The following is a 19,325-nucleotide window of genomic DNA, read 5'->3' as shown; positions in this document are numbered from 1 at the left end:
CATCCCGCTTCGGACGCCCGGCAGTTCGCATTTCCTCTTCCCATTGGATGGACTCCGAGACATGAGCAGAACCCGCAGCCCGTCAGGTGCCTACCGCCCGACCCTGGGTAGTCACCTGGCCTTCACCCTGTCCTGCGGCCTGGTTTTCCTGGCGATGTACACCCTCTTGCGCGGCGCGCTGCTGGTCTACAACCGCGAACTGATCGGCGCCACGCCCGCCGCCACCTTCGTCGAGGCGTTCTTCAATGGCTTGCGCTTCGACCTGCGCCTGACCATCTACGCGCTGGCGCCGCTGCTGCTGTCGATCCCCTTCGCCGCAGCCATGGCCGCACGGCGCCTGCACCGCGTGTGGCTCACCGGTTTCGCCAGCATCACCCTGTTCTTCGGCCTGCTGGAGCTGGATTTCTACCGCGAGTTCCACCAACGCCTGAACAGCCTGGTGTTCCAGTACATGAGCCAGGACCCGAAGACCGTTCTGAGCATGCTCTGGTACGGCTTCCCGGTGGTGCGCTACCTGCTGGCCTGGGCCGTCGCCACCTGGCTGCTGTTCAAGCTGTTCCAATGGCTCGACCGGCGCAGCCGTCCTCGCAGCGAGCCCGCTGCAGGCGGAGGCGACCGTGCCGCCATCGCCCCCTGGTACCTGCGCGCCGGGGTCTTCGCCCTGGTCCTGGTACTCGCCGTGGTCGCCGCCCGGGGGACCTTGCGCCAGGGGCCGCCGCTGCGCTGGGGGGATGCCAATACCACCGACTCCGCCTTCGCCAACCAGCTCGGCCTCAACGGCACGCTGATGTTGATGAACGCCGCCCAGGCGCGCTTCTCCGAGACCCGTGACAACCAGTGGAAGGCCAGCCTGCCCGAAGGCGAGGCCCAGGACGTGGTCCGTGACATGCTGCTGACCCCGCAGGACCAACTGGTGGACGAAGGCAGCGCCGCCGTGCGCCGCCTGCTGACTCCCAGTGCCGAGGGCAGCCTGCCGGTGCGCAACGTGGTGGTGATTCTCATGGAGAGCCTGGCCGGGCACTACGTCGGTGCGCTTGGCGGCAAGGGCGACATCACCCCCAACTTCGATCGGCTGAGCAAGGAGGGGCTGCTGTTCACTCGCTTCTTCTCCAATGGCACCCACACCCACCAGGGCATGTTCGCCACCATGGCGTGCTTCCCCAATCTGCCGGGCTTCGAGTACCTGATGGAGCAGCAGGAGGGCACCCACAAGTTCTCCGGCCTGCCGCAACTGCTCAGCGCCCGCCAGTACGACGACCTGTACGTCTACAACGGCGATTTCGGCTGGGACAACCAGCTGGGCTTCTTCGGCAACCAGGGCATGCGCAACTTCGTGGGGCGCAATGACTTCGTCAACCCGGTGGTTTCCGACCCGACCTGGGGCGTCTCCGACCAGGACATGTTCGACCGCGCCGCCCAGGAGCTGAAGGGCAACTACGGCAGCAAGCCTTTCTATGCGCTGCTGCAGACCCTCTCCAACCACACGCCCTACGCCCTGCCGGCGCAGCTGCCGGTGGAGCCGGTCACGGGCTTCGGCTCGCTGGACCAGCACCTCACCGCCATGCGCTATTCCGACTGGGCCCTGGGGCAGTTCTTCGAGAAGGCCAAGCAGTCGCCGTACTACAAGGACACGCTGTTCGTGATCGTCGGCGACCACGGCTTCGGCACGCCCGAGCAGCTCACCGATATCGACCTGTACCGCTTCAACGTGCCGTTGCTGCTGATCGCCCCCGGCATCCAGGAGAAATTCGGTGCGCGCACCGACGTCGTCGGCACCCAGGTCGACGTGGTGCCCACCATCATGGGCCGCCTCGGCGGCGAGACCCGCCACCAGTGCTGGGGCCGCGACCTGCTGAGCCTGGCGCCGGAAGACAAGGGCTTCGGCGTGATCAAGCCCTCCGGCAGCGACCAGACGGTGGCCATGGTGGCCGACGGGCGCATCCTGGTGCAGCCGCGCGGCGCCGATCCGCTGCTCTACGAGTACCGCCTCAACAGCGGCCAGGGCGCGACCCGCGTCGAGGACCCGCAAGCGGTGCAGGCCATGAGCCGGCGCCTCGAAGCCTTCATCCAGGTGGCCACCAAGAGCCTGCTGGGCAACACCACTGGCGTCGTCGACGCCAAGCCCTGACCCCCGCCGCCCCGGAGCCATTCCGGGGCGCGTTCCTTCCCGCCACGGCGCCGCGCTTTCCCGGGCGCGCGGCCCTGGCAGAGTCGCCAACACATCTGGCATGCAGGGAAAAACCTGCCGTGCTCCGAGCGGTAAGAATCGGCTGACCGTCGCCCAGCAGGCTACGCCCCTCACGGGCGAGCCCCGGGGCGGCATTCGCCATCAAGGTCCGCTGCATGCCGCACAACAACAAGAAACCTTCGATCCTCGCCGTACTCCCGCTGCTGTTCCTGCTGCCGGTCCTGCCGGCCCTCGCCGATTGCGGCCAGGCCAAGGTGGAGCAGGGCGCCAGTGCCTTCGCCGCCGAGTGCTCGGTGTGCCATGCCGCGCGCAAGGACGCGGCCCCGGGCATGGGCCCGAACCTGGCCGGGGTGATCGGCCGCAACGCCGGCAGCCAGCCCGGCTTCGCCTACTCGCAGGCGATGAAGGCCCGCGGCCGGGCCTGGGAACAGGACGGCCTGCAGGCCTTCATCGCCCAGCCCCAGGCCGAGGTGCCCGGCACCTACATGCCCTACGCGGGCATGGCCGACGCCGACCAGCGCCAGGCCATCGCCTGCTTCCTCGCGCAGCAGCGCTGAGCCGCCCGAACCCTTCCACGAACGAGGACAAGCACATGAACAAGGTCGAAGTACTGCCGCAGGTCGCGGCCTTCCTGAAACGCCGCCACGGCTGCTTCATCGATGGCCGGTGGGTGGTGCCCGAAGGCGCATCCACCCCCGTGCTGAACCCGGCCACGGGCGAGGCCATCGCCGAGGTGGCGGAAGCCGATGACGCGCTGCTGGACCGCGCCGTGCAGTCGGCCCACAACGCCTTCAAGGCCGGCGTCTGGTCGGGCCTGCGCCCGGCCGATCGCGAACGCATCCTGCTGCGCTTCACCGCGCTGGTCGAGGAGCACGGTGAGGAGCTGGCGCAGCTGGAGACCCTGAGCCAGGGCAAGTCCATCAACATGGCGCGGATGCTCGACGTCGGCGCCACGGTGGAGTTCATGCGCTACATGGCCGGCTGGGCGACCAAGATCGAGGGCCAGACCCTGGACGTCTCCATCCCGCTGCCCGAAGGCGCGCGCTTCACCGCCTTTGCCCGCCGCGAGCCGGTGGGCGTGGTGGCCGGCATCGTGCCCTGGAACTTCCCGCTGATGATCACCACCTGGAAGCTGATGCCGGCGCTGGCCTGCGGCTGCACGGTGGTGATCAAGCCGGCCACCGAGACGCCGCTGACCGCGCTGCGCCTGGCCGAGCTGGCGCTGGAGGCGGGCATCCCGCCGGGCGTGTTCAACCTGGTCACTGGCGGTGGTGCCACCGTGGGCAACGCCCTGGCCTCGCACCCGCTGATCAACAAGGTGTCCTTCACCGGTTCCACCGCCGTGGGCAAGAGCGTCGGCGCGGTGGCGGTGCGCAACATGACCCGTTTCGCCCTGGAACTGGGCGGCAAGAACCCGATGATCATCCTCGCCGACGCGGACATCGACAAAGCCATCGGTGGCGCGCTGCTCGGCGGCCTGCTCAACCAGGGCCAGGTCTGCGCCGCGGCCTCGCGCTTCTACGTGCAGCGTTCGCGCTACGACGAGTTCGTCGAGAAGCTGGCCGGCGCCGTTTCCGGCCTGACCATCGGTGCGGGCATGGACTGCGATGCGGCGATCAACCCGCTGGTCTCGCGCAAGCAGCAGCAGGGCGTGCTGCGCCACATCGAACTGGCCCGCAGCGAGGGCGCCCGCGTCGTCACCGGAGGCACGCCGGTCGAGGGCGAGGGCTTCTACGTGCGCCCCACGGTGCTGGCGGACGTCGAGCACGGCATGACCGTGGCCCGCGAGGAAGTGTTCGGCCCGGTGCTGTCGGTGATCCCCTTCGACGACGAGGACAGCGCCATCGCGATGGCCAACGACAGCGAGTACGGCCTGGCCGCCAGCCTCTGGACCAACGACCTGACCAAGGCGATGAACCTGGTCCCGCGTATCGAGGCCGGCACCGTGTGGGTCAACGCCCATGTGCTGCTGGACCCCAACATGCCGTTCGGCGGCGTCAAGCAATCGGGCATGGGCCGCGAGTTCGGCCGCACCGTCATCGAGGCCTACACCGAGCTGAAATCGGTGTGCATCGCCCACTGAGCAAGTGCGACACCCTCCTAATTCACAGGCCTTCGGGCCTGTTTTTTTATGGGCGGCTTTCAGTGGGCCCCCGCGTGCGCGGGGGTGACGGTATAGAGGGGTGGTTTGTGCCACCTCGTCATCCTCGCGAACGCGGGGATCCACTCAAGCCGGCGGGCACGGCGTTGCCTGGGGCTCCGCATCGCTAATGAATTCGCTCCCACGGGGGGACGGGGCAGCGCGAACCCTTCAGCCACCTCGTCATCCTCGCGAACGCGGGGATCCACTCAAGCCGGCGGGCACGGCGTTGCCTGGGTCGCCGTATCGCGAATGAATTCGCTCCCAGGGGGGGACGGGTTAGCGCGAACCCTTCAACCACCTCGTCATCCTCGCGAACGCGGGGATCCACTCAACCGGCGAGCACGGCGTTGCCTGGGGCTCCGAATCGCGAATGAATTCGCTCCCACGAGAGGGAGCGGGAGGCTGTTCAGTGGCCCCCCGCGTGCGCGGGGGTGACGGTGTGTGGGGATGGTGTGTGCCACTCCGTCATCCCCGCGAACGCGGGGATCCACTCGAGGCCATGTCGCCGGGTCATAACCAAACCTGTTGGCCTGATCGGCATTCGAGGCTAGGCTTCGGCCATTTCCCTCATCGGGCAGCTGCCGTGAATATCGATACCCGCATCAAGTTCCGCCACCTGGTGTGCTTCCTCGAAGTGGCGCGCCAGGGCACCCTGGCGCGAGCGGCGGACAGGCTGGCGGTGAGCCAGCCGGCCATCTCCAAGACCCTCAAGGAGCTGGAGGAACTGCTCGGCACCAGCCTCTTCGCGCGCAGCAAGAGCGGCGTCACCCTCAGCGAGGCCGGCGTGGCCTTCATGCGCTACGCGGGCCCCTGCGTGCAGGCGCTGCGCGATGGCGTGGACAGCCTGCGCAGTGGCGAGCACGAATCCGCCAGCCTGCGCCTTGGCGTGCTGTCCACGGTGGAGAGCCTGCTGGTACCCGAGGTGGTGCGCCGCCTGCACGCGCGCCACCCGACCCTGGTGGCCAGCGTGGTGACCGGCCCCAGCGCCTTCCTGCTGTCGCAACTGCACCTGGGCGAGCTGGACCTGGTGGTGGGGCGCATGACCGACAGCCCGCAGATCCAGGGCCTGCTGTTCGAGCACCTGTACAGCGAGTCGATGACCCTGGTGGTGCGCCCCGGCCACCCGCTGCTGGAAGGACTGCTGCAACGCGAGCGGTTGCAGGACCACCCCCTGGTGCTGCCGCTGGCGGGCACCACCATCCGCAAGTACGCCGACGCCTTCTTCGTGCAATGCGGCATCAGCCAGCCGCGCCAGCGCCTGGAGACCCTCTCCGTGGCCCTGAGCCGTCGCTACGTGCAGACCAGCGAGGCGATCTGGATCGCGCCCACCGACGCCGTGCGACTGGATCTGCACCGCGGCGAGCTGGTGGAGCTGCAGCTGGGCATCCGCGAGCCGGGCGGCTCGGTGGGCATCTGCAGCAATGCGGCGCTGCCGCTGCCTTTGGCGGCGCACTGGTGCGTCGAGGTGCTGCGCGAGCTGGGCCAGGCCTATCGGGAAGGGCAGTATCCTTAACCCATTGGTTATGGATTGGGCGCGTTATTTCAGTTTTCCGGGCTCCCGCGAGGCGTGACACTTCGCCACAGCCTGCTGCCCCGCAGCCTCCACAAATCCAATAACGAGGAGATCGACATGCCCGATGCGCAACAGAGCCGCTTCGTCATTCGTGATCGCAACTGGCACCCCAAAGCCCTGACGCCCGACTACAAGACCTCCATCCCGCGTTCCCCGCGCCAGGCGCTGGTGAGCATCCCGCAATCGGTCTCCGAGACCAGCGGCCCGGACTTCTCGCACCTGAAGCTGGGGCGCTTCGACAACGACCTGCTGCTCAACTTCGACCACGGCGGCCTGCCCATCGGCGAGCGCATCATCGTCGCCGGGCGCGTCTGCGACCAATACGGCAAGCCGATCCCGCACACCCTGGTGGAGATGTGGCAGGCCAACGCCGGCGGCCGCTATCGCCACAAGAACGACCGCTACCTGGCGCCGCTGGACCCGAACTTCGGCGGCGTTGGCCGTGCGCTGACCGACAGCGAGGGCTACTACAGCTTCCGCACCATCAAGCCCGGCCCCTATCCCTGGCGCAACGGCCCCAACGACTGGCGTCCGGCGCACATCCATTTCTCCATCAGCGGGCCGTCTATCGCCACGCGGCTCATCACCCAGCTGTACTTCGAAGGCGATCCGCTGATCCCGATGTGCCCCATCGTCAAATCCATCGCCAACCCCGAGGCGGTGCAGAGCCTGATCGCCAGGCTCGACATGAGCGCGGCCAATCCCATGGATTGCCTGGCCTACCGCTTCGACATCGTCCTGCGCGGCCAGCGCCGCACCCACTTCGAGAACCGCTGAGGAGCTGCGCGCATGCCCATTCAATTGCTGCCGGAAACCCCGTCGCAAACCGCCGGCCCCTATGTGCACATCGGCCTGGCGCTCGCCGCTGCCGGCAACCCGGTCCGCGACCCGGAAATCTGGAACGAGATGGCCAGGGCCGATGCGCCCGGCGAGCACATCCTGCTCATCGGCCATGTCTACGACGGCAACGGCCACCTGGTGCGCGATTCCTTCCTGGAGTTCTGGCAGGCCGACCACGAGGGTCGCTATGACTGCGCCTTCGACCCGGAGAAGCCGTTCAACGGCTTCGGCCGTACCGCCACCACCTTCGACGCCGGCGAATGGACGCTGAAGACCATCAAGCCCGGTGTGGTGCACAACGCCGCCGGGGTGCCCATGGCGCCGCACATCAACGTCTCGCTGTTCGCCCGGGGCATCAACATCCACCTGCAGACGCGCCTGTACTTCGACGACGAGGCCGAGGCCAACGCCCGCTGCCCGGTGCTCGCCCTGATCGAGCAGCCGCAGCGCCGGGAAACCCTCGTCGCCCAGCGCTGCGAGGTGGACGGCACGCTCGCTTACCGCTTTGATATCCGCATCCAGGGGGAAGGGGAAACGGTCTTCTTTGACTTCTAGAACGCTGCAGTCCGATCAGCCCGCCGAAACGGTCCTCGACCGTATCCGGCGGCACTTCAACGCTGTGCTGGAGGCGCGGGGCTACCGCGCCGACAGCGCGCAGCAAGCGGCCATCGAGCACCTCGGCGGCTGGCTGGGCAAGCACCTGGCCGCGCGCCGGGGCTGGTTCCGCCGGCCGGTGGCGGGTGTCTACCTGTGGGGCGGCGTCGGCCGGGGCAAGAGCTTCGTGATGGATGCCTTCTTCGCCGCCGCGCCGGTGCAGGCCAAGCGCCGCGTGCACTTCCACGCCTTCCTGCAGGAGTTGCAGGTGCGCATGCTCGCCTTCAGCGGCCAGACCGACCCATTGGCCCGTGTCGCCCGGGAGATCGCCCAGCAGACGCACTTGCTGTGCTTCGACGAGTTCCACGTGCACGACATCGGCGACGCCATGCTGCTCGGGCGCCTGCTCAAGGTGCTGGTGGAGGAGGGCGTGGGTCTGGTCTGCACCTCCAACTACAGCCCCGACAGGCTGTGCCCGAACCCGCTGTACCGCGAACGCTTCCGCCCGGCCATCCAGCTGATCGAGAAGCGCTTCGACGTGTTCTCCCTCGACGCCGGCCAGGACTACCGCCAGCACAGCACCGAGCTGGAGGCCTGGGGTGATTACTGCTGGCCCGAACCGGACGATGGCGGCGCGCTGATCCGTCGCACGCTGGGGCTGGGGGAGGGCGCGGCGCTGCACCCGGTGCTGGAGGTGAATCACCACCCGCTGCGGGTGCATGCACTGGAAGGCGACCGTGCCTGGCTGGACTTCCACGAGCTGTTCGCCACGCCGCGCTCGGCCAGTGACTACCTGTGGCTGATCGAGCACTTCCCGCACATGGCGGTGAGTGGCCTGGACCGCCTGGGCGATCACCCGCAGGACGTCAGCCAGCGCTTCCTGAATTTCATCGACATCGCCTACGACCGGGGGCTGCACCTGCGGCTGTTCTCCGCCGTGGCGCTGGAGCAACTGGCCGAGGGCGGCAATGCCGTGGATTTCGCCCGCACCCTGAGCCGCATGAAGCAGCTGCGCAGCGTGAAGCTCGATACCGCCCACTAGAGAATCCGCCGGGAGCACCGTCCATCCCCGCGAACGCGGGGACCCACCGGACGGCCGCCAATTGCGATAACCGCCCACCGCTTCGATAATCGCCCATCAGCCCGGTGCGATAGCCAAGGACAACAACAATGAGCGACGAACAACGAGTCCCCCTGCCGCCCCTGGCGCCGCCCATCATCGCCTCGCCGGCCAAGCGCATCGAAGCCTTCACCGGCGACCCCAACTTCATGACCTCCCTGGCCCGTGGCCTGGCGGTGATCCACGCCTTCCAGGAGCGCAAGCGCCACCTGACCATCGCCCAGATCAGCCACCGCACCGAGATTCCCCGCGCCGCCGTGCGCCGCTGCCTGCACACGCTGATGAGCCTCGGCTACGTGACCACCGACGGGCGCACCTATTCGCTGCTGCCCAAGGTGCTCACCCTCGGCCACGCCTACCTGTCCTCGACGCCGCTGGCGGTCACCGCGCAGCCGATCCTCGACCGCCTCAGCGAGCAGCTGCACGAGGCCTGTTCCATGGCCACCCTGGAGGGCGACGAGATCCTCTACATCGCGCGCTCGGCCACGCCGCAGCGGCTGATCTCGGTGGACCTCAGCGTCGGCAGCCGGCTGCCGGCCTACTGCACCTCCATGGGCCGCATCCTCCTCGCCGCGCTGGATGACGCGGCGCTGGAGGAGTACATCGAGCACGCCGACCTGCAGATCAAGACCAGCCGCACCGTGCACACGGCGCAAGGGTTGCGCGCGAGCATCGCGCAGATCCGCACCCAGGGCTGGGTGATCATCGACCAGGAGCTGGAGGTCGGCCTGCGCTCGGTGGCGGTGCCGCTGAAGGATTCCGCCGGCCAGGTGCTCGCCGCCCTCAACGTCGGCACCCACGCCGGGCGCGTCACCCGGCAGGAACTGGAGACGCGCTTCCTGCCGGTGCTGCTGGAAGCGAGCAAGGAACTCAGCGCACGGCTGTTCCAGTAGGCGCCGGCCCCGCGTGGGGCCGGCATCCGCCTACCGCTTGCAAAGCGTTCGATAAGCGCACGCAGAGTCGATTATCGAATTGAACTGCCCCAGGCCTCTCCGTAGTGTTTGCCGGGCCGCACGAGACGCTGCGGTCCCATAAAAACAATGAGAGTCAGCCATGGCCAGCAGCCAACCGCGGCGCTCCCGCGCCCAGCCGTTGCACGCCGCAGGGTTCCGCTTGCCGGGCACGCTCATTCCTGTCTCATCCGTGCGATACCCCACGGTGGCCGAGATCATCGGCCCGTGCCGCGCGAAGAGGCCTTCACAGGAACTTCCGACATGACCCGCCCTGCATCGCTACCGGCCGCCGGTACCCTCGACGTCCAATCCTTCATCAACGCCCAGCCGCTTTCCCGCTACCAATGGCGGATCGTGCTGCTGTGCTTCCTCATCGTCTTCCTCGACGGCCTCGACACCGCCGCCATGGGCTTCATCGCCCCGGCACTGACCCAGGACTGGGGCATCGACCGCGCCAGCCTCGGCCCGGTGATGAGCGCCGCGCTGATCGGCATGGTTTTCGGTGCCCTCGGTTCCGGCCCGCTGGCCGACCGCTTCGGCCGCAAGATCGTGCTGGTGGTGGCGGTGTTCCTCTTCGGCCTGTTCAGCCTGCTGTCGGCCTTCAGCAGCGACATCGACCAGTTGCTGGTGCTGCGCCTGCTCACCGGCCTCGGCCTGGGCGCGGCGATGCCCAACGCCACCACGCTGCTTTCCGAGTACACCCCGGAGCGCCTCAAGTCGCTGCTGGTGACCAGCATGTTCTGCGGCTTCAACCTGGGCATGGCCTCCGGTGGCTTCGTCTCCGCGAAGATGATCCCGGCCTTCGGCTGGCACAGCCTGCTGCTGCTCGGCGGCGTGCTGCCGCTGCTGCTGGCCGTGGTGCTGATGCTCTGGCTGCCGGAATCCGCCCGCTACCTGGTGGTGCGCAATCGTGGTGCCGACAAGGTGCGCCAGGTGCTTGCGCCCATCGCCCCGGCTGAAGTCGCCGTGGCCACCGACTTCAGCGTGCCGGAGCAGAAGACGGTGCAAAGCCGCAACGTGCTCAAGGTGGTCTTCGCCGGCACCTACAGCGCTGGCACCCTGCTGCTGTGGCTGACCTATTTCATGGGCCTGGTGATCGTCTACCTGCTCACCAGCTGGCTGCCGACCCTGATGCGCGACAGCGGCGCGAGCATGGAGCAGGCCGCCTTCATCGGCGCGCTGTTCCAGTTCGGCGGCGTGCTCAGCGCCGTCGGCGTGGGCTGGGCGATGGACAAATTCAACCCGCACAAGGTCATCGGCATCTTCTACCTGCTGGCGGGCGTCTTCGCCTATTTCGTCGGCCAGAGCCTGGGGCAGGTCACCCTGCTGGCGACCCTGGTGCTGCTCGCCGGCATGTGCATCAACGGCGCGCAATCGGCGATGCCGTCCCTGGCCGCACGCTTCTACCCCACCCAGGGCCGCGCCACGGGCGTGTCCTGGATGCTCGGCATCGGCCGCTTCGGCGCCATCCTCGGTGCCTGGATCGGCGCCACGCTGCTGGGCCTGGGCTGGAACTTCGAACAGGTACTGACCGCGCTGGTGGTCCCCGCCGCGATCGCCACCGCGGCGGTGGTGATCAAGGGGCTGGTGAGCCATGCGGATGCGACCTGAGCCTGCGTGACGAGGAGGCGGGTCGTTGCGGTCCGCCTCCGGTTGTCCAGCCGCCCTGGAGCTCTGCAGCCCGGGCACCTCGTGGCTCAGCGCGGGTGTCCGATAATCGAACAGATATTCCTCCGGCGAATTGCTTGGTTCGCGAGCGCGGGGATACCTTGCCGGTCACCGTGGCTCCGTAATAACAACAAGAGTGCGTTGGACATGGAAAATTGCCTGCTGAGCGAGCGCAGCATGGTGTTTGAGCGTGCCGACCCTTATGCGGTGTCGGGTTACGTCAACCAGCATGTCGGCTCCCACGATATCCGCCTGCCCACCCTGGGGCGGCCCGAGGCCAGCCTCAATCACCGCAAGTTCGCCAGCCTGGACCTGTGCCGCATCAGCTATGGCGGCAGCGTGCGGGTCACCTCACCGGCGCTGGAAACCATCTACCACCTGCAGGTGCTGCTGCGCGGCAACTGCCTGTGGCGGGGGCATCGCCAGGAGCATTACCTCGCTCCGGGCGATCTGCTGCTGATCAACCCGGACGATCCGGTCGACCTGACCTATTCCGACGACTGCGAGAAATTCATCCTCAAGATCCCGGTCGCGCTCATCGACGCCGTATGCGACGAGCAGCGCTGGCTGCATCCTGGCGACGGCGTGCGGTTCCTGCAGAACCGCTACCGGCTGCTGGAGCTGGATGGCTTCATCAACCTGCTGGCCATGGTCTGCCGGGAGGCGGAAAGCAGCGACCCCTTGCTGCGGGTGCAGGAACACTACACGCAGATAGTCGCCAGCAAGATGCTCACGCTGATGCGCACCAACGTCAGCCGCGAGCAGCTCGGCACCCAGGCCGCGTCCTTCGAACGCATCGCCGAACACATCGAGCGCAACCTCAAGCAGGACATCTCCAGCGAGGAACTGGCCGCCCAGGCGCAGATGAGCCTGCGCTCGCTCTACGCCCTGTTCGAGCGCCACGCCGGTACCACGCCCAGGAACTACATCCGCCAGAAGAAACTCGAGCGCATCCATGCCTGCCTCGGCGACCCGGACTGCTGCGCGCGCAGCATCACCGAGCTGGCGCTGGACTATGGCTTCCTGCACCTGGGGCGCTTTTCCGAGAGCTACAAGGCGAAGTTCGGCGAATTGCCGTCGGACACCATGAGGCGGCGCGGCTTGTAGCCCGAACCCCCGACTCGGGGCACCCCCTCCGTCCGCGAGCGTAGGGTGGAGGTCGCTGTTTACCTCCACCCTGACGGTGTTTCATGTGGCTCCGGGGTAGGGCAGTCCTGCGGCCTGCCTGGCGAATGAATCCACCCCTGCAAAAAGCGCGTCCGTGCCCTGGAGCGGGCGTCGCGCGCGGTATGTGCAACACCCCGTAACCCCTCTGCACAAAACGGATAGCGATCTGCACACAGCGGATATTGCCGCCGCTCCCGCATCCCTAACCTGAGCCTGCCTGAACAATAACAATGGAGGCCCTGGCCATGTCCCTGGGATTCGATTACCTGCACTCGCTGCTCGAGGAAGACAAGGAGAAGGGCATCTACCGCTGCAAGCGCGAGATGTTCACCGACCCCCGCCTGTTCGAACTGGAGATGAAACACATCTTCGAGGGCAACTGGATCTACCTGGCCCATGAGAGCCAGCTCCCCAACGTCAACGACTACCTGACCCTGACCATGGGGCGCCAGCCGATCTTCATCGCGCGCAACAAGGAGGGTCGGCTCAACGCGTTCCTCAACGCCTGCAGCCATCGCGGTGCCCAGCTCTGCCGGCACAAGCGCGGCAACCGCTCCAGCTACACCTGCCCCTTCCACGGCTGGACCTTCAACAACAGCGGCAAGCTGCTCAAGGTCAAGGACCCCGCCGAGGCGGGCTACCCGGCGAGCTTCAACTGCGAAGGCTCCCATGACCTGACACCTGTCGCCCGCTTCGAGTCCTACCGCGGCTTCCTCTTCGGCAGCCTCAACCCGGACGTGGTGCCGCTGGCCGAGCACCTGGGCGAGTCGGCGAAGATCATCGACATGATCGTCGACCAATCCCCCGAGGGCCTGGAGGTGCTGCGCGGCTCCAGCAGCTACATCTACGAAGGCAACTGGAAGCTGACCGCCGAGAACGGTGCCGATGGCTACCACGTGAGCTCCGTGCACTGGAACTACGCCGCCACCCAGAACCAGCGCAAGCAGCGCGAGGCCGGCGAGGAGATCAGGACCATGAGCGCCGGCAACTGGGCGAAGAACGGCGGCGGCTTCTACTCCTTCGAGAATGGCCACCTGCTGCTCTGGACCCGCTGGGCCAACCCCGAGGACCGCCCGCTCTACGAGCGCCGCGACGAGCTGGCCCGCGACTTCGGCCAGGCCCGCGCCGACTGGATGATCCACAACTCGCGCAACCTCTGCCTGTACCCCAACGTCTACCTGATGGACCAGTTCAGCTCGCAGATCCGCATCGCCCGGCCGATCTCCGTCAACCAGACCGAAATCACCATCTACTGCATCGCCCCCAGGGGCGAGAGCGCCGAGGCCCGCGCCAGGCGCATCCGCCAGTACGAGGACTTCTTCAACGTCAGCGGCATGGCCACTCCGGACGACCTCGAGGAGTTCCGCTCCTGCCAGCTGGGCTACGGCGGCGGCCGTGGCTGGAACGACATGTCCCGGGGCGCCGCCCATTGGGTGGAAGGTGCCGACCAAGCCGCCCGCGAGATCGACCTGCACCCGCGGCTCTCCGGTGTGCGCACCGAAGACGAAGGCCTGTTCGTCCTGCAGCACCTGTACTGGCAGCAGGCCCTGCGCCAGGCCGCCGAGGCCGAGCAGCGGCTGATCCCCGTGGAGGCCGTGCAATGAACGCTTCCTACGAAACCGTGCGCGACTTCCTCTACCGTGAAGCCCGCTACCTCGACGACAAGGACTGGGACAACTGGCTGGAACTCTATGCCGCCGATGCCAGTTTCTGGATGCCGTCCTGGGACGATGACGACGAGCTGACCACGGACCCGCAAAGCGAAATCTCGCTGATCTGGTATGGCAACCGTGGCGGCCTGGAGGACCGCGTGTTCCGCATCAAGACCGAGCGTTCCAGCGCGACCATGCCGGACACCCGCACCTCCCACAACATCAGCAACCTCGAGATCCTCGAGGTCGCCGATGGCCTCTGCCAGGTGCGCTTCAACTGGCACACCCTGAGCTTCCGCTACAAGACCGTGGACAGCTATTTCGGCACCAGCTTCTACACGTTGGACGTGCGCGCCGAGCAGCCGGTGATCAAGGCGAAGAAGGTCGTTCTGAAGAACGACTACGTCCGCCAGCTCATCGACATCTACCACATTTGATGGCGCGCTCCGGGGCGGTCGTGCCTGTGCGGGACGACCACCGGGACCGTGCTTCGCGGAGACGGACATGACTCACCAGATCGCGCTTACCTTCGAAGACGGCGTAACCCGCTTCATCGACGCCAGCCCCGGCGAAACCGTGGCCGACGCGGCCTATCGCCAGGGCATCAACATCCCCCTGGACTGCCGTGACGGCGCCTGCGGCACCTGCAAGTGCCTTGCCGAGGCCGGCCGCTACGACCTGGGCCAGGACTACATCGAGGACGCCCTCAGCGAGGAGGAAGCCGCCCGGGGGTATGTGCTCACCTGCCAGATGCGCGCGGCAAGCGACTGCGTCGTGCGGGTGCCGGCGTCCTCCGACCTCTGCAAGACCCAGCAGGCCAGCTTCGAGGCGGCCATCAGCGAGGTGCGCCAGCTCTCCGACAGCACCATCGCCCTGTCCATCAAGGGCGAGTCACTGGCCAGGCTGGCCTTCCTGCCGGGGCAGTACGTCAACCTCAAGGTGCCGGGCAGCGAGCAGTCCCGCGCCTATTCCTTCAGCTCGCTGCAGAAGGGCGGCGAGGTCAGCTTCCTGATCCGCAACGTGCCGGGCGGCCTGATGAGCAGCTTCCTCACGGGCCTGGCCAAGGCCGGCGACCAGCTGACCCTGGCCGGCCCCCTGGGCAGCTTCTACCTGCGCGACATCCGCCGGCCCTTGCTGCTGCTGGCCGGTGGCACCGGGCTCGCCCCCTTCACCGCGATGCTGGAGAAGATCGCCGAGCAGGGCAGCGAGCATCCCCTGCACCTGATCTACGGCGTGACCCACGACTTCGACCTGGTGGAACTGGACAAGCTGGAAGCCTTCGCCGCGCGCATCCCCAACTTCACCTTCAGCGCCTGCGTGGCCAGCCCCGACAGCAGCTACCCGCAGAAGGGCTACGTCACCGAGCACATCGCGCCCGGGCACCTCAACGAGGGCGACGTGGACATCTACCTCTGCGGCCCGCCGCCGATGGTCGAGGCGGTGAGCCGGTTCATTCGCGAGCAGGGCGTGCAGCCGGCGAACTTCTACTACGAGAAGTTCGCCGCCAGTGCTGCCTGACGGAACTGCAGACGCAGCTTGGCGCAGAACGCAGCGAAGCCCAACGCCTGGATCGTCGGGCCTCGCGCAGCTCGGCCCAACCTACGAATCGCCATTGCCCACTTCGAGGTGTATTGCCATGAACAAGAGATTCCAGGACAGGGTCGCGCTGGTCACCGGCGCGGCGCAGGGCATCGGCCGCCGCGTCGCCGAGCGCCTGGTGGAGGAGGGTGCGAGCCTGGTGGCGGTGGACCGCTCCGAGCTGGTCTTCGAACTGCGCGAGCAGCTGGGGGAGGGCCGGGTGCTGACGCTGACCGCTGACCTTGAGCGTTACACCGAATGCAGCCGGGTGATGGAGGCGGCGGTGGCACGCTTCGGCCGCCTCGACGTGCTGGTCAACAACGTCGGGGGCACCATCTGGGCCAAGCCCTACGAGCACTACCAGGCGCACGAGATCGAGGCGGAAGTGCGCCGCTCGCTGTTCCCCACCCTGTGGTGCTGCCACGCCGCGCTGCCCTACATGCTGGAGCGGGGCGCGGGGGCCATCGTCAATGTTTCCTCCATCGCCACCCGCAGCCTCAACCGCGTGCCCTACGGCGCGGCCAAGGGCGGCGTCAACGCACTGACCGCCTGCCTCGCGTTCGAGAACGCCGAGCGCGGTATCCGCGTCAACGCCACCGCCCCGGGCGGCACCGAGGCCCCACCCCGGCGCATCCCGCGCAACACGTCGGAGCAGAGCGCCCAGGAGAAGGTCTGGTACCAGCAGATCGTCGACCAGACCCTCGGCAGCACCCTGATGAAGCGTTACGGGACCCTCGACGAGCAGGTGGGCGCGATCCTCTTCCTGGCCTCCGACGAGGCCTCCTACATCACCGGTGTGACCCTGCCGGTGGGCGGGGGTGACCAGGGCTGAAGCCCGAGCCGCCGCCTGGCCGCCGGGATCGGGGGAAATGCTTAGCAAGGTACATAGTTGTTCGATTATCGAACGGATAGTCGATTATCGGATTGTTCGCCGGTCGGGCCAGCGGTAGCTTTCCATCACCCGGCGAACCTTCCGCCCTGGATAACAGAACGAGATCGACATGGCTGAAATCATCTCCCTGCGCGAAGCGGTCGAGCGCTTCGTCAACGACGGCGACACCGTCGCCCTCGAAGGCTTCACCCACCTGATTCCCACCGCCGCTTCCCATGAGCTGATCCGCCAGAACAAGCGCGACCTGACCCTGGTGCGCATGACGCCCGACCTGGTCTACGACCTGCTGATCGGCGCCGGCTGTGCGAAGAAACTGGTGTTCTCCTGGGGCGGCAACCCGGGTGTCGGTTCCCTGCACCGCCTGCGTGACGCGGTGGAGAAGGGCTGGCCCCATGCGCTGGAGATCGAGGAACACAGCCACGCCGACCTGGCCAACTCCTATGTGGCCGGTGCTTCGGGCCTGCCGTTCGCGGTGCTGCGCGCCTACGCCGGCTCCGACCTGCCCAAGGTCAACCCGCTGATCAGGAGCGTGACCTGCCCCTTCACCGGTGAAGTGCTGGCCGCGGTGCCTTCGGTGCGCCCGGACGTGACCGTGATCCATGCGCAGAAGGCCGACCGCAAGGGCAACGTGCTGCTCTGGGGCATCCTCGGCGTGCAGAAGGAAGCCGCCCTGGCCGCCAAGCGCTGCATCGTCACGGTGGAAGAGATCGTCGACGACCTGGATGCGCCGATGAACGCCTGCGTGCTGCCCACCTGGGCGCTGACCGCCGTCTGCCACGTGCCCGGCGGCGCGCACCCGTCCTATGCCCACGGCTACTACGAGCGCGACAACCGCTTCTACCAGGCCTGGGATCCGATCGCCCGCGACCGCGAGGCCTTCAGCGCCTGGATCGACGACTACATCCGTGGCACCGAGGACTTCGCCCAGTTCCAGCAGAAAATTGCGGAGGCCAAGCAATGAGCGCCCATTCCACCCCCGGCTACAGCACCAATGAAATGATGACCGTCGCCGCCGCCCGCCGCCTGAAGAACGGCGCGGTGTGCTTCGTCGGCATCGGCCTGCCCTCCAAGGCCGCCAACCTGGCGCGCCTGACCTCGTCCCCGGACGTGGTGTTGATCTACGAATCCGGCCCCATCGGTGCCAAGCCCACGGTGCTGCCGCTGTCCATCGGCGACGGCGAGCTGGCCGAGACCGCCGACACCGTGGTGCCCACCGGCGAGATCTTCCGCTACTGGCTGCAGGGCGGGCGCATCGACGTCGGCTTCCTCGGCGCCGCCCAGGTCGACCGCTTCGGCAACATCAACACCACGGTGATCGGTGACTACCACAACCCGAAGGTGCGCCTGCCGGGTGCCGGCGGCGCGCCGGAGATCGCCGGTTCCGCCAAGGAAGTGCTGATCATCCTCAAGCAGTCCCACCGCACCTTCGTCGACAAGCTGGCCTTCGTCACCTCGGTCGGCCATGGCGAAGGCGGCGACTCGCGCCAGCGCCTGGGCCTGCCCGGCAAGGGCCCGGTGGGCATCATCACCGACCTGTGCATCATGGAGCCGGAAGCCGGCACCCACGAATTCATCGTCACCTCGCTGCACCCCGGGGTGACCCGCGAGCAGGTGGTCGAGGCCACCGGCTGGCCGATCCGCTTCGCCGACAGCGTCAGCGAGACCCTCGCCCCGAACGACGAGGAGCTGGCCGCGCTGCGTGCCCTGGAGGCCCGCACCGCCGCCGCCCACGGCCAGCAGGGAGGTGAGGAATGAGCCGCGACGTATTCATCTGCGATGCCGTGCGCACGCCCATCGGTCGCTTCGGCGGTGGGCTGGCGCCGGTACGTGCCGACGACCTGGCGGCCATCCCGCTCAAGGCCCTGATCGAGCGCAACCCACAGGTGCGCTGGAGCGAAGTCGATGAGGTGTTCCTCGGCTGCGCCAACCAGGCCGGCGAGGACAACCGCAACGTCGCGCGCATGGCGCTGCTGCTGGCCGGGCTGCCGGAAAGCGTTCCCGGCGTCACCCTCAACCGCCTCTGCGCCTCGGGGATGGACGCGGTGGGCACCGCCTTCCGCGCCATCGCCGCCGGCGAGATGGAGCTGGCCCTGGCCGGCGGCGTCGAGTCCATGTCCCGCGCGCCCTATGTGATGGGCAAGGCGGACAGCGCCTTTGGCCGCAACCAGAAGATCGAGGACACCACCATCGGCTGGCGCTTCATCAACCCGCTGATGAAGGCCCAGTACGGTGTCGATGCCATGCCCCAGACCGCCGACAACGTTGCCGACGACTACCGGGTGAGCCGTGAGGACCAGGACGCCTTCGCCTTGCGCAGCCAGCAGCGTGCCGGTCGTGCCCAGGCCGAGGGCTTCTTCGCGGAGGAGATCGTCCCGGTGGTGATCAAGGGCAAGAAGGGCGACACCGTGGTCGATGCCGACGAGCACCTGCGCCCGGAGACCACCCTCGAGGCCCTCGCCAGGCTGAAACCGGTCAACGGCGAAGGCAAGACCGTCACCGCCGGCAACGCCTCGGGTGTCAACGACGGCGCGGTCGCGCTGATCCTGGCTTCCGCCGAGGCGGTGAAGAAACACGGCCTGACCCCGCGCGCGAAAGTGCTGGGCATGGCCAGCGCCGGCGTGGCGCCGCGGGTCATGGGCATCGGCCCGGTGCCGGCGGTGCGCAAGCTGCTGGAGCGCCTGAACCTGGGCATCGACCAGTTCGACGTGATCGAACTCAACGAAGCCTTCGCCGCACAGGGCCTGGCGGTCACCCGTGATCTCGGCCTCGCCGACGATGACGCCCGGGTCAACCCCAACGGCGGCGCCATCGCCCTCGGCCACCCCCTGGGCGCCAGCGGCGCGCGCCTGGTGCAGACCGCGTTGCACCAGCTGGAGAAATCCGGCGGCAAGCGCGGCCTGGCCACCATGTGCGTGGGGGTAGGGCAAGGGCTCGCCCTGGCCATCGAACGGGTGTGA

17 protein-coding genes are annotated in these 19,325 nt (G+C 67.6%); all 17 read left to right on the top strand.

All coding sequences use genetic code 11. The features are described from left to right. Nucleotides 1–61: 61 nt before the first annotated feature. The 17 genes from PHLH3_RS16530 to pcaF all read left to right on the top strand — a co-directional run bounded on the left by PHLH3_RS16530 (nt 62) and on the right by pcaF (nt 19,325). The gene (locus PHLH3_RS16530; protein WP_213624969.1) at nt 62–2,128 is read left to right on the top strand and encodes an LTA synthase family protein; all 2,067 of its coding nucleotides are present in this window, start codon (nt 62–64) and stop codon (nt 2,126–2,128) included. A 215-nt stretch (nt 2,129–2,343) separates the two neighbouring features. Then, nucleotides 2,344–2,745: a c-type cytochrome gene (locus PHLH3_RS16525; RefSeq protein WP_213624967.1), complete on the top strand. Its 402-nt coding sequence runs from the start codon at nt 2,344–2,346 to the stop codon at nt 2,743–2,745. Between the two features lie 35 nt (nt 2,746–2,780). Continuing rightward, nucleotides 2,781–4,271 (top strand): aldehyde dehydrogenase family protein, encoded by a 1,491-nt coding sequence (locus tag PHLH3_RS16520; RefSeq protein ID WP_213624966.1) that lies wholly within the window; start codon nt 2,781–2,783, stop codon nt 4,269–4,271. A gap of 643 nt (nt 4,272–4,914) precedes the next feature. Next, nucleotides 4,915–5,844: a pca operon transcription factor PcaQ gene (gene pcaQ / locus PHLH3_RS16515; protein ID WP_213624965.1), complete on the top strand. Its 930-nt coding sequence runs from the start codon at nt 4,915–4,917 to the stop codon at nt 5,842–5,844. A 117-nt stretch (nt 5,845–5,961) separates the two neighbouring features. Next, nucleotides 5,962–6,681 carry a protocatechuate 3,4-dioxygenase subunit beta gene (pcaH, locus tag PHLH3_RS16510; RefSeq protein ID WP_111263930.1) on the top strand — a complete coding sequence of 240 codons (720 nt, stop codon included), beginning with the start codon at nt 5,962–5,964 and terminating at the stop codon, nt 6,679–6,681. Between the two features lie 12 nt (nt 6,682–6,693). Then, a complete protein-coding gene (pcaG, locus tag PHLH3_RS16505; RefSeq protein WP_213624964.1) occupies nt 6,694–7,299 on the top strand; it encodes a protocatechuate 3,4-dioxygenase subunit alpha in 606 nt (201 codons plus the stop codon). Further along, a complete protein-coding gene (gene zapE / locus PHLH3_RS16500) occupies nt 7,289–8,380 on the top strand; it encodes a cell division protein ZapE (RefSeq protein WP_213624963.1) in 1,092 nt (363 codons plus the stop codon). The genes pcaG and zapE overlap by 11 nt, the downstream gene beginning before the upstream one ends. A 128-nt stretch (nt 8,381–8,508) precedes the next feature. Further along, nucleotides 8,509–9,351: an IclR family transcriptional regulator C-terminal domain-containing protein gene (locus PHLH3_RS16495; protein ID WP_111263928.1), complete on the top strand. Its 843-nt coding sequence runs from the start codon at nt 8,509–8,511 to the stop codon at nt 9,349–9,351. A gap of 321 nt (nt 9,352–9,672) precedes the next feature. After that, the gene (locus PHLH3_RS16490; RefSeq protein ID WP_213624962.1) at nt 9,673–11,022 is read left to right on the top strand and encodes an MFS transporter; all 1,350 of its coding nucleotides are present in this window, start codon (nt 9,673–9,675) and stop codon (nt 11,020–11,022) included. Nucleotides 11,023–11,226: 204 nt separating this feature from the next. After that, on the top strand, nt 11,227–12,186 hold the full coding sequence (locus PHLH3_RS16485; protein WP_213624961.1) for an AraC family transcriptional regulator: 960 nt from the start codon (nt 11,227–11,229) through the stop codon (nt 12,184–12,186). Nucleotides 12,187–12,491: 305 nt separating this feature from the next. Continuing rightward, a complete protein-coding gene (benA, locus tag PHLH3_RS16480) occupies nt 12,492–13,850 on the top strand; it encodes a benzoate 1,2-dioxygenase large subunit (protein ID WP_213624960.1) in 1,359 nt (452 codons plus the stop codon). After that, nucleotides 13,847–14,335, top strand: coding sequence for a benzoate 1,2-dioxygenase small subunit (gene benB, locus PHLH3_RS16475; RefSeq protein WP_213624959.1), 489 nt, complete (start codon nt 13,847–13,849; stop codon nt 14,333–14,335). The genes benA and benB overlap by 4 nt, the downstream gene beginning before the upstream one ends. A 67-nt stretch (nt 14,336–14,402) precedes the next feature. After that, nucleotides 14,403–15,416 (top strand): benzoate 1,2-dioxygenase electron transfer component BenC, encoded by a 1,014-nt coding sequence (gene benC, locus PHLH3_RS16470; RefSeq protein ID WP_213624958.1) that lies wholly within the window; start codon nt 14,403–14,405, stop codon nt 15,414–15,416. A 118-nt stretch (nt 15,417–15,534) separates the two neighbouring features. Beyond that, on the top strand, nt 15,535–16,308 hold the full coding sequence (locus PHLH3_RS16465) for a 1,6-dihydroxycyclohexa-2,4-diene-1-carboxylate dehydrogenase (RefSeq protein ID WP_213624957.1): 774 nt from the start codon (nt 15,535–15,537) through the stop codon (nt 16,306–16,308). A gap of 169 nt (nt 16,309–16,477) precedes the next feature. After that, a complete protein-coding gene (locus PHLH3_RS16460; RefSeq protein ID WP_213624956.1) occupies nt 16,478–17,329 on the top strand; it encodes a CoA transferase subunit A in 852 nt (283 codons plus the stop codon). Beyond that, a complete protein-coding gene (locus PHLH3_RS16455) occupies nt 17,326–18,123 on the top strand; it encodes a CoA-transferase subunit beta (protein WP_173178660.1) in 798 nt (265 codons plus the stop codon). The genes PHLH3_RS16460 and PHLH3_RS16455 overlap by 4 nt, the downstream gene beginning before the upstream one ends. Further along, entirely contained in the window at nt 18,120–19,325 is a 1,206-nt protein-coding gene (gene pcaF / locus PHLH3_RS16450; protein WP_213624955.1) for a 3-oxoadipyl-CoA thiolase, read from the top strand. The genes PHLH3_RS16455 and pcaF overlap by 4 nt, the downstream gene beginning before the upstream one ends.

Origin of the sequence: Pseudomonas sp. Pc102, assembly GCF_018408275.1 — a bacterium.
Classification (GTDB): Bacteria; Pseudomonadota; Gammaproteobacteria; order Pseudomonadales; family Pseudomonadaceae; genus Metapseudomonas; species Metapseudomonas tohonis.
The sequence above is the reverse complement of the archived record's forward strand: the minus strand, read 5'-3'. Positions and strand labels throughout refer to the sequence as shown.

Bases quoted from the DNA above. Each gene is read 5' to 3' on its own strand.
- PHLH3_RS16495 (WP_111263928.1), top strand. From the start codon at position 8,509: ATGAGCGACGAACAACGAGTCCCCCTGCCGCCCCTGGCGCCGCCCATC.
- PHLH3_RS16530 (WP_213624969.1), top strand. From the start codon at position 62: ATGAGCAGAACCCGCAGCCCGTCAGGTGCCTACCGCCCGACCCTGGGT.
- pcaF (WP_213624955.1), top strand. From the start codon at position 18,120: ATGAGCCGCGACGTATTCATCTGCGATGCCGTGCGCACGCCCATCGGT.
- PHLH3_RS16525 (WP_213624967.1), top strand. From the start codon at position 2,344: ATGCCGCACAACAACAAGAAACCTTCGATCCTCGCCGTACTCCCGCTG.
- PHLH3_RS16485 (WP_213624961.1), top strand. From the start codon at position 11,227: ATGGAAAATTGCCTGCTGAGCGAGCGCAGCATGGTGTTTGAGCGTGCC.
- PHLH3_RS16460 (WP_213624956.1), top strand. From the start codon at position 16,478: ATGGCTGAAATCATCTCCCTGCGCGAAGCGGTCGAGCGCTTCGTCAAC.
- benB (WP_213624959.1), top strand. From the start codon at position 13,847: ATGAACGCTTCCTACGAAACCGTGCGCGACTTCCTCTACCGTGAAGCC.
- PHLH3_RS16520 (WP_213624966.1), top strand. From the start codon at position 2,781: ATGAACAAGGTCGAAGTACTGCCGCAGGTCGCGGCCTTCCTGAAACGC.
- PHLH3_RS16465 (WP_213624957.1), top strand. From the start codon at position 15,535: ATGAACAAGAGATTCCAGGACAGGGTCGCGCTGGTCACCGGCGCGGCG.
- PHLH3_RS16490 (WP_213624962.1), top strand. From the start codon at position 9,673: ATGACCCGCCCTGCATCGCTACCGGCCGCCGGTACCCTCGACGTCCAA.
- benC (WP_213624958.1), top strand. From the start codon at position 14,403: ATGACTCACCAGATCGCGCTTACCTTCGAAGACGGCGTAACCCGCTTC.
- pcaG (WP_213624964.1), top strand. From the start codon at position 6,694: ATGCCCATTCAATTGCTGCCGGAAACCCCGTCGCAAACCGCCGGCCCC.
- PHLH3_RS16455 (WP_173178660.1), top strand. From the start codon at position 17,326: ATGAGCGCCCATTCCACCCCCGGCTACAGCACCAATGAAATGATGACC.
- pcaH (WP_111263930.1), top strand. From the start codon at position 5,962: ATGCCCGATGCGCAACAGAGCCGCTTCGTCATTCGTGATCGCAACTGG.
- benA (WP_213624960.1), top strand. From the start codon at position 12,492: ATGTCCCTGGGATTCGATTACCTGCACTCGCTGCTCGAGGAAGACAAG.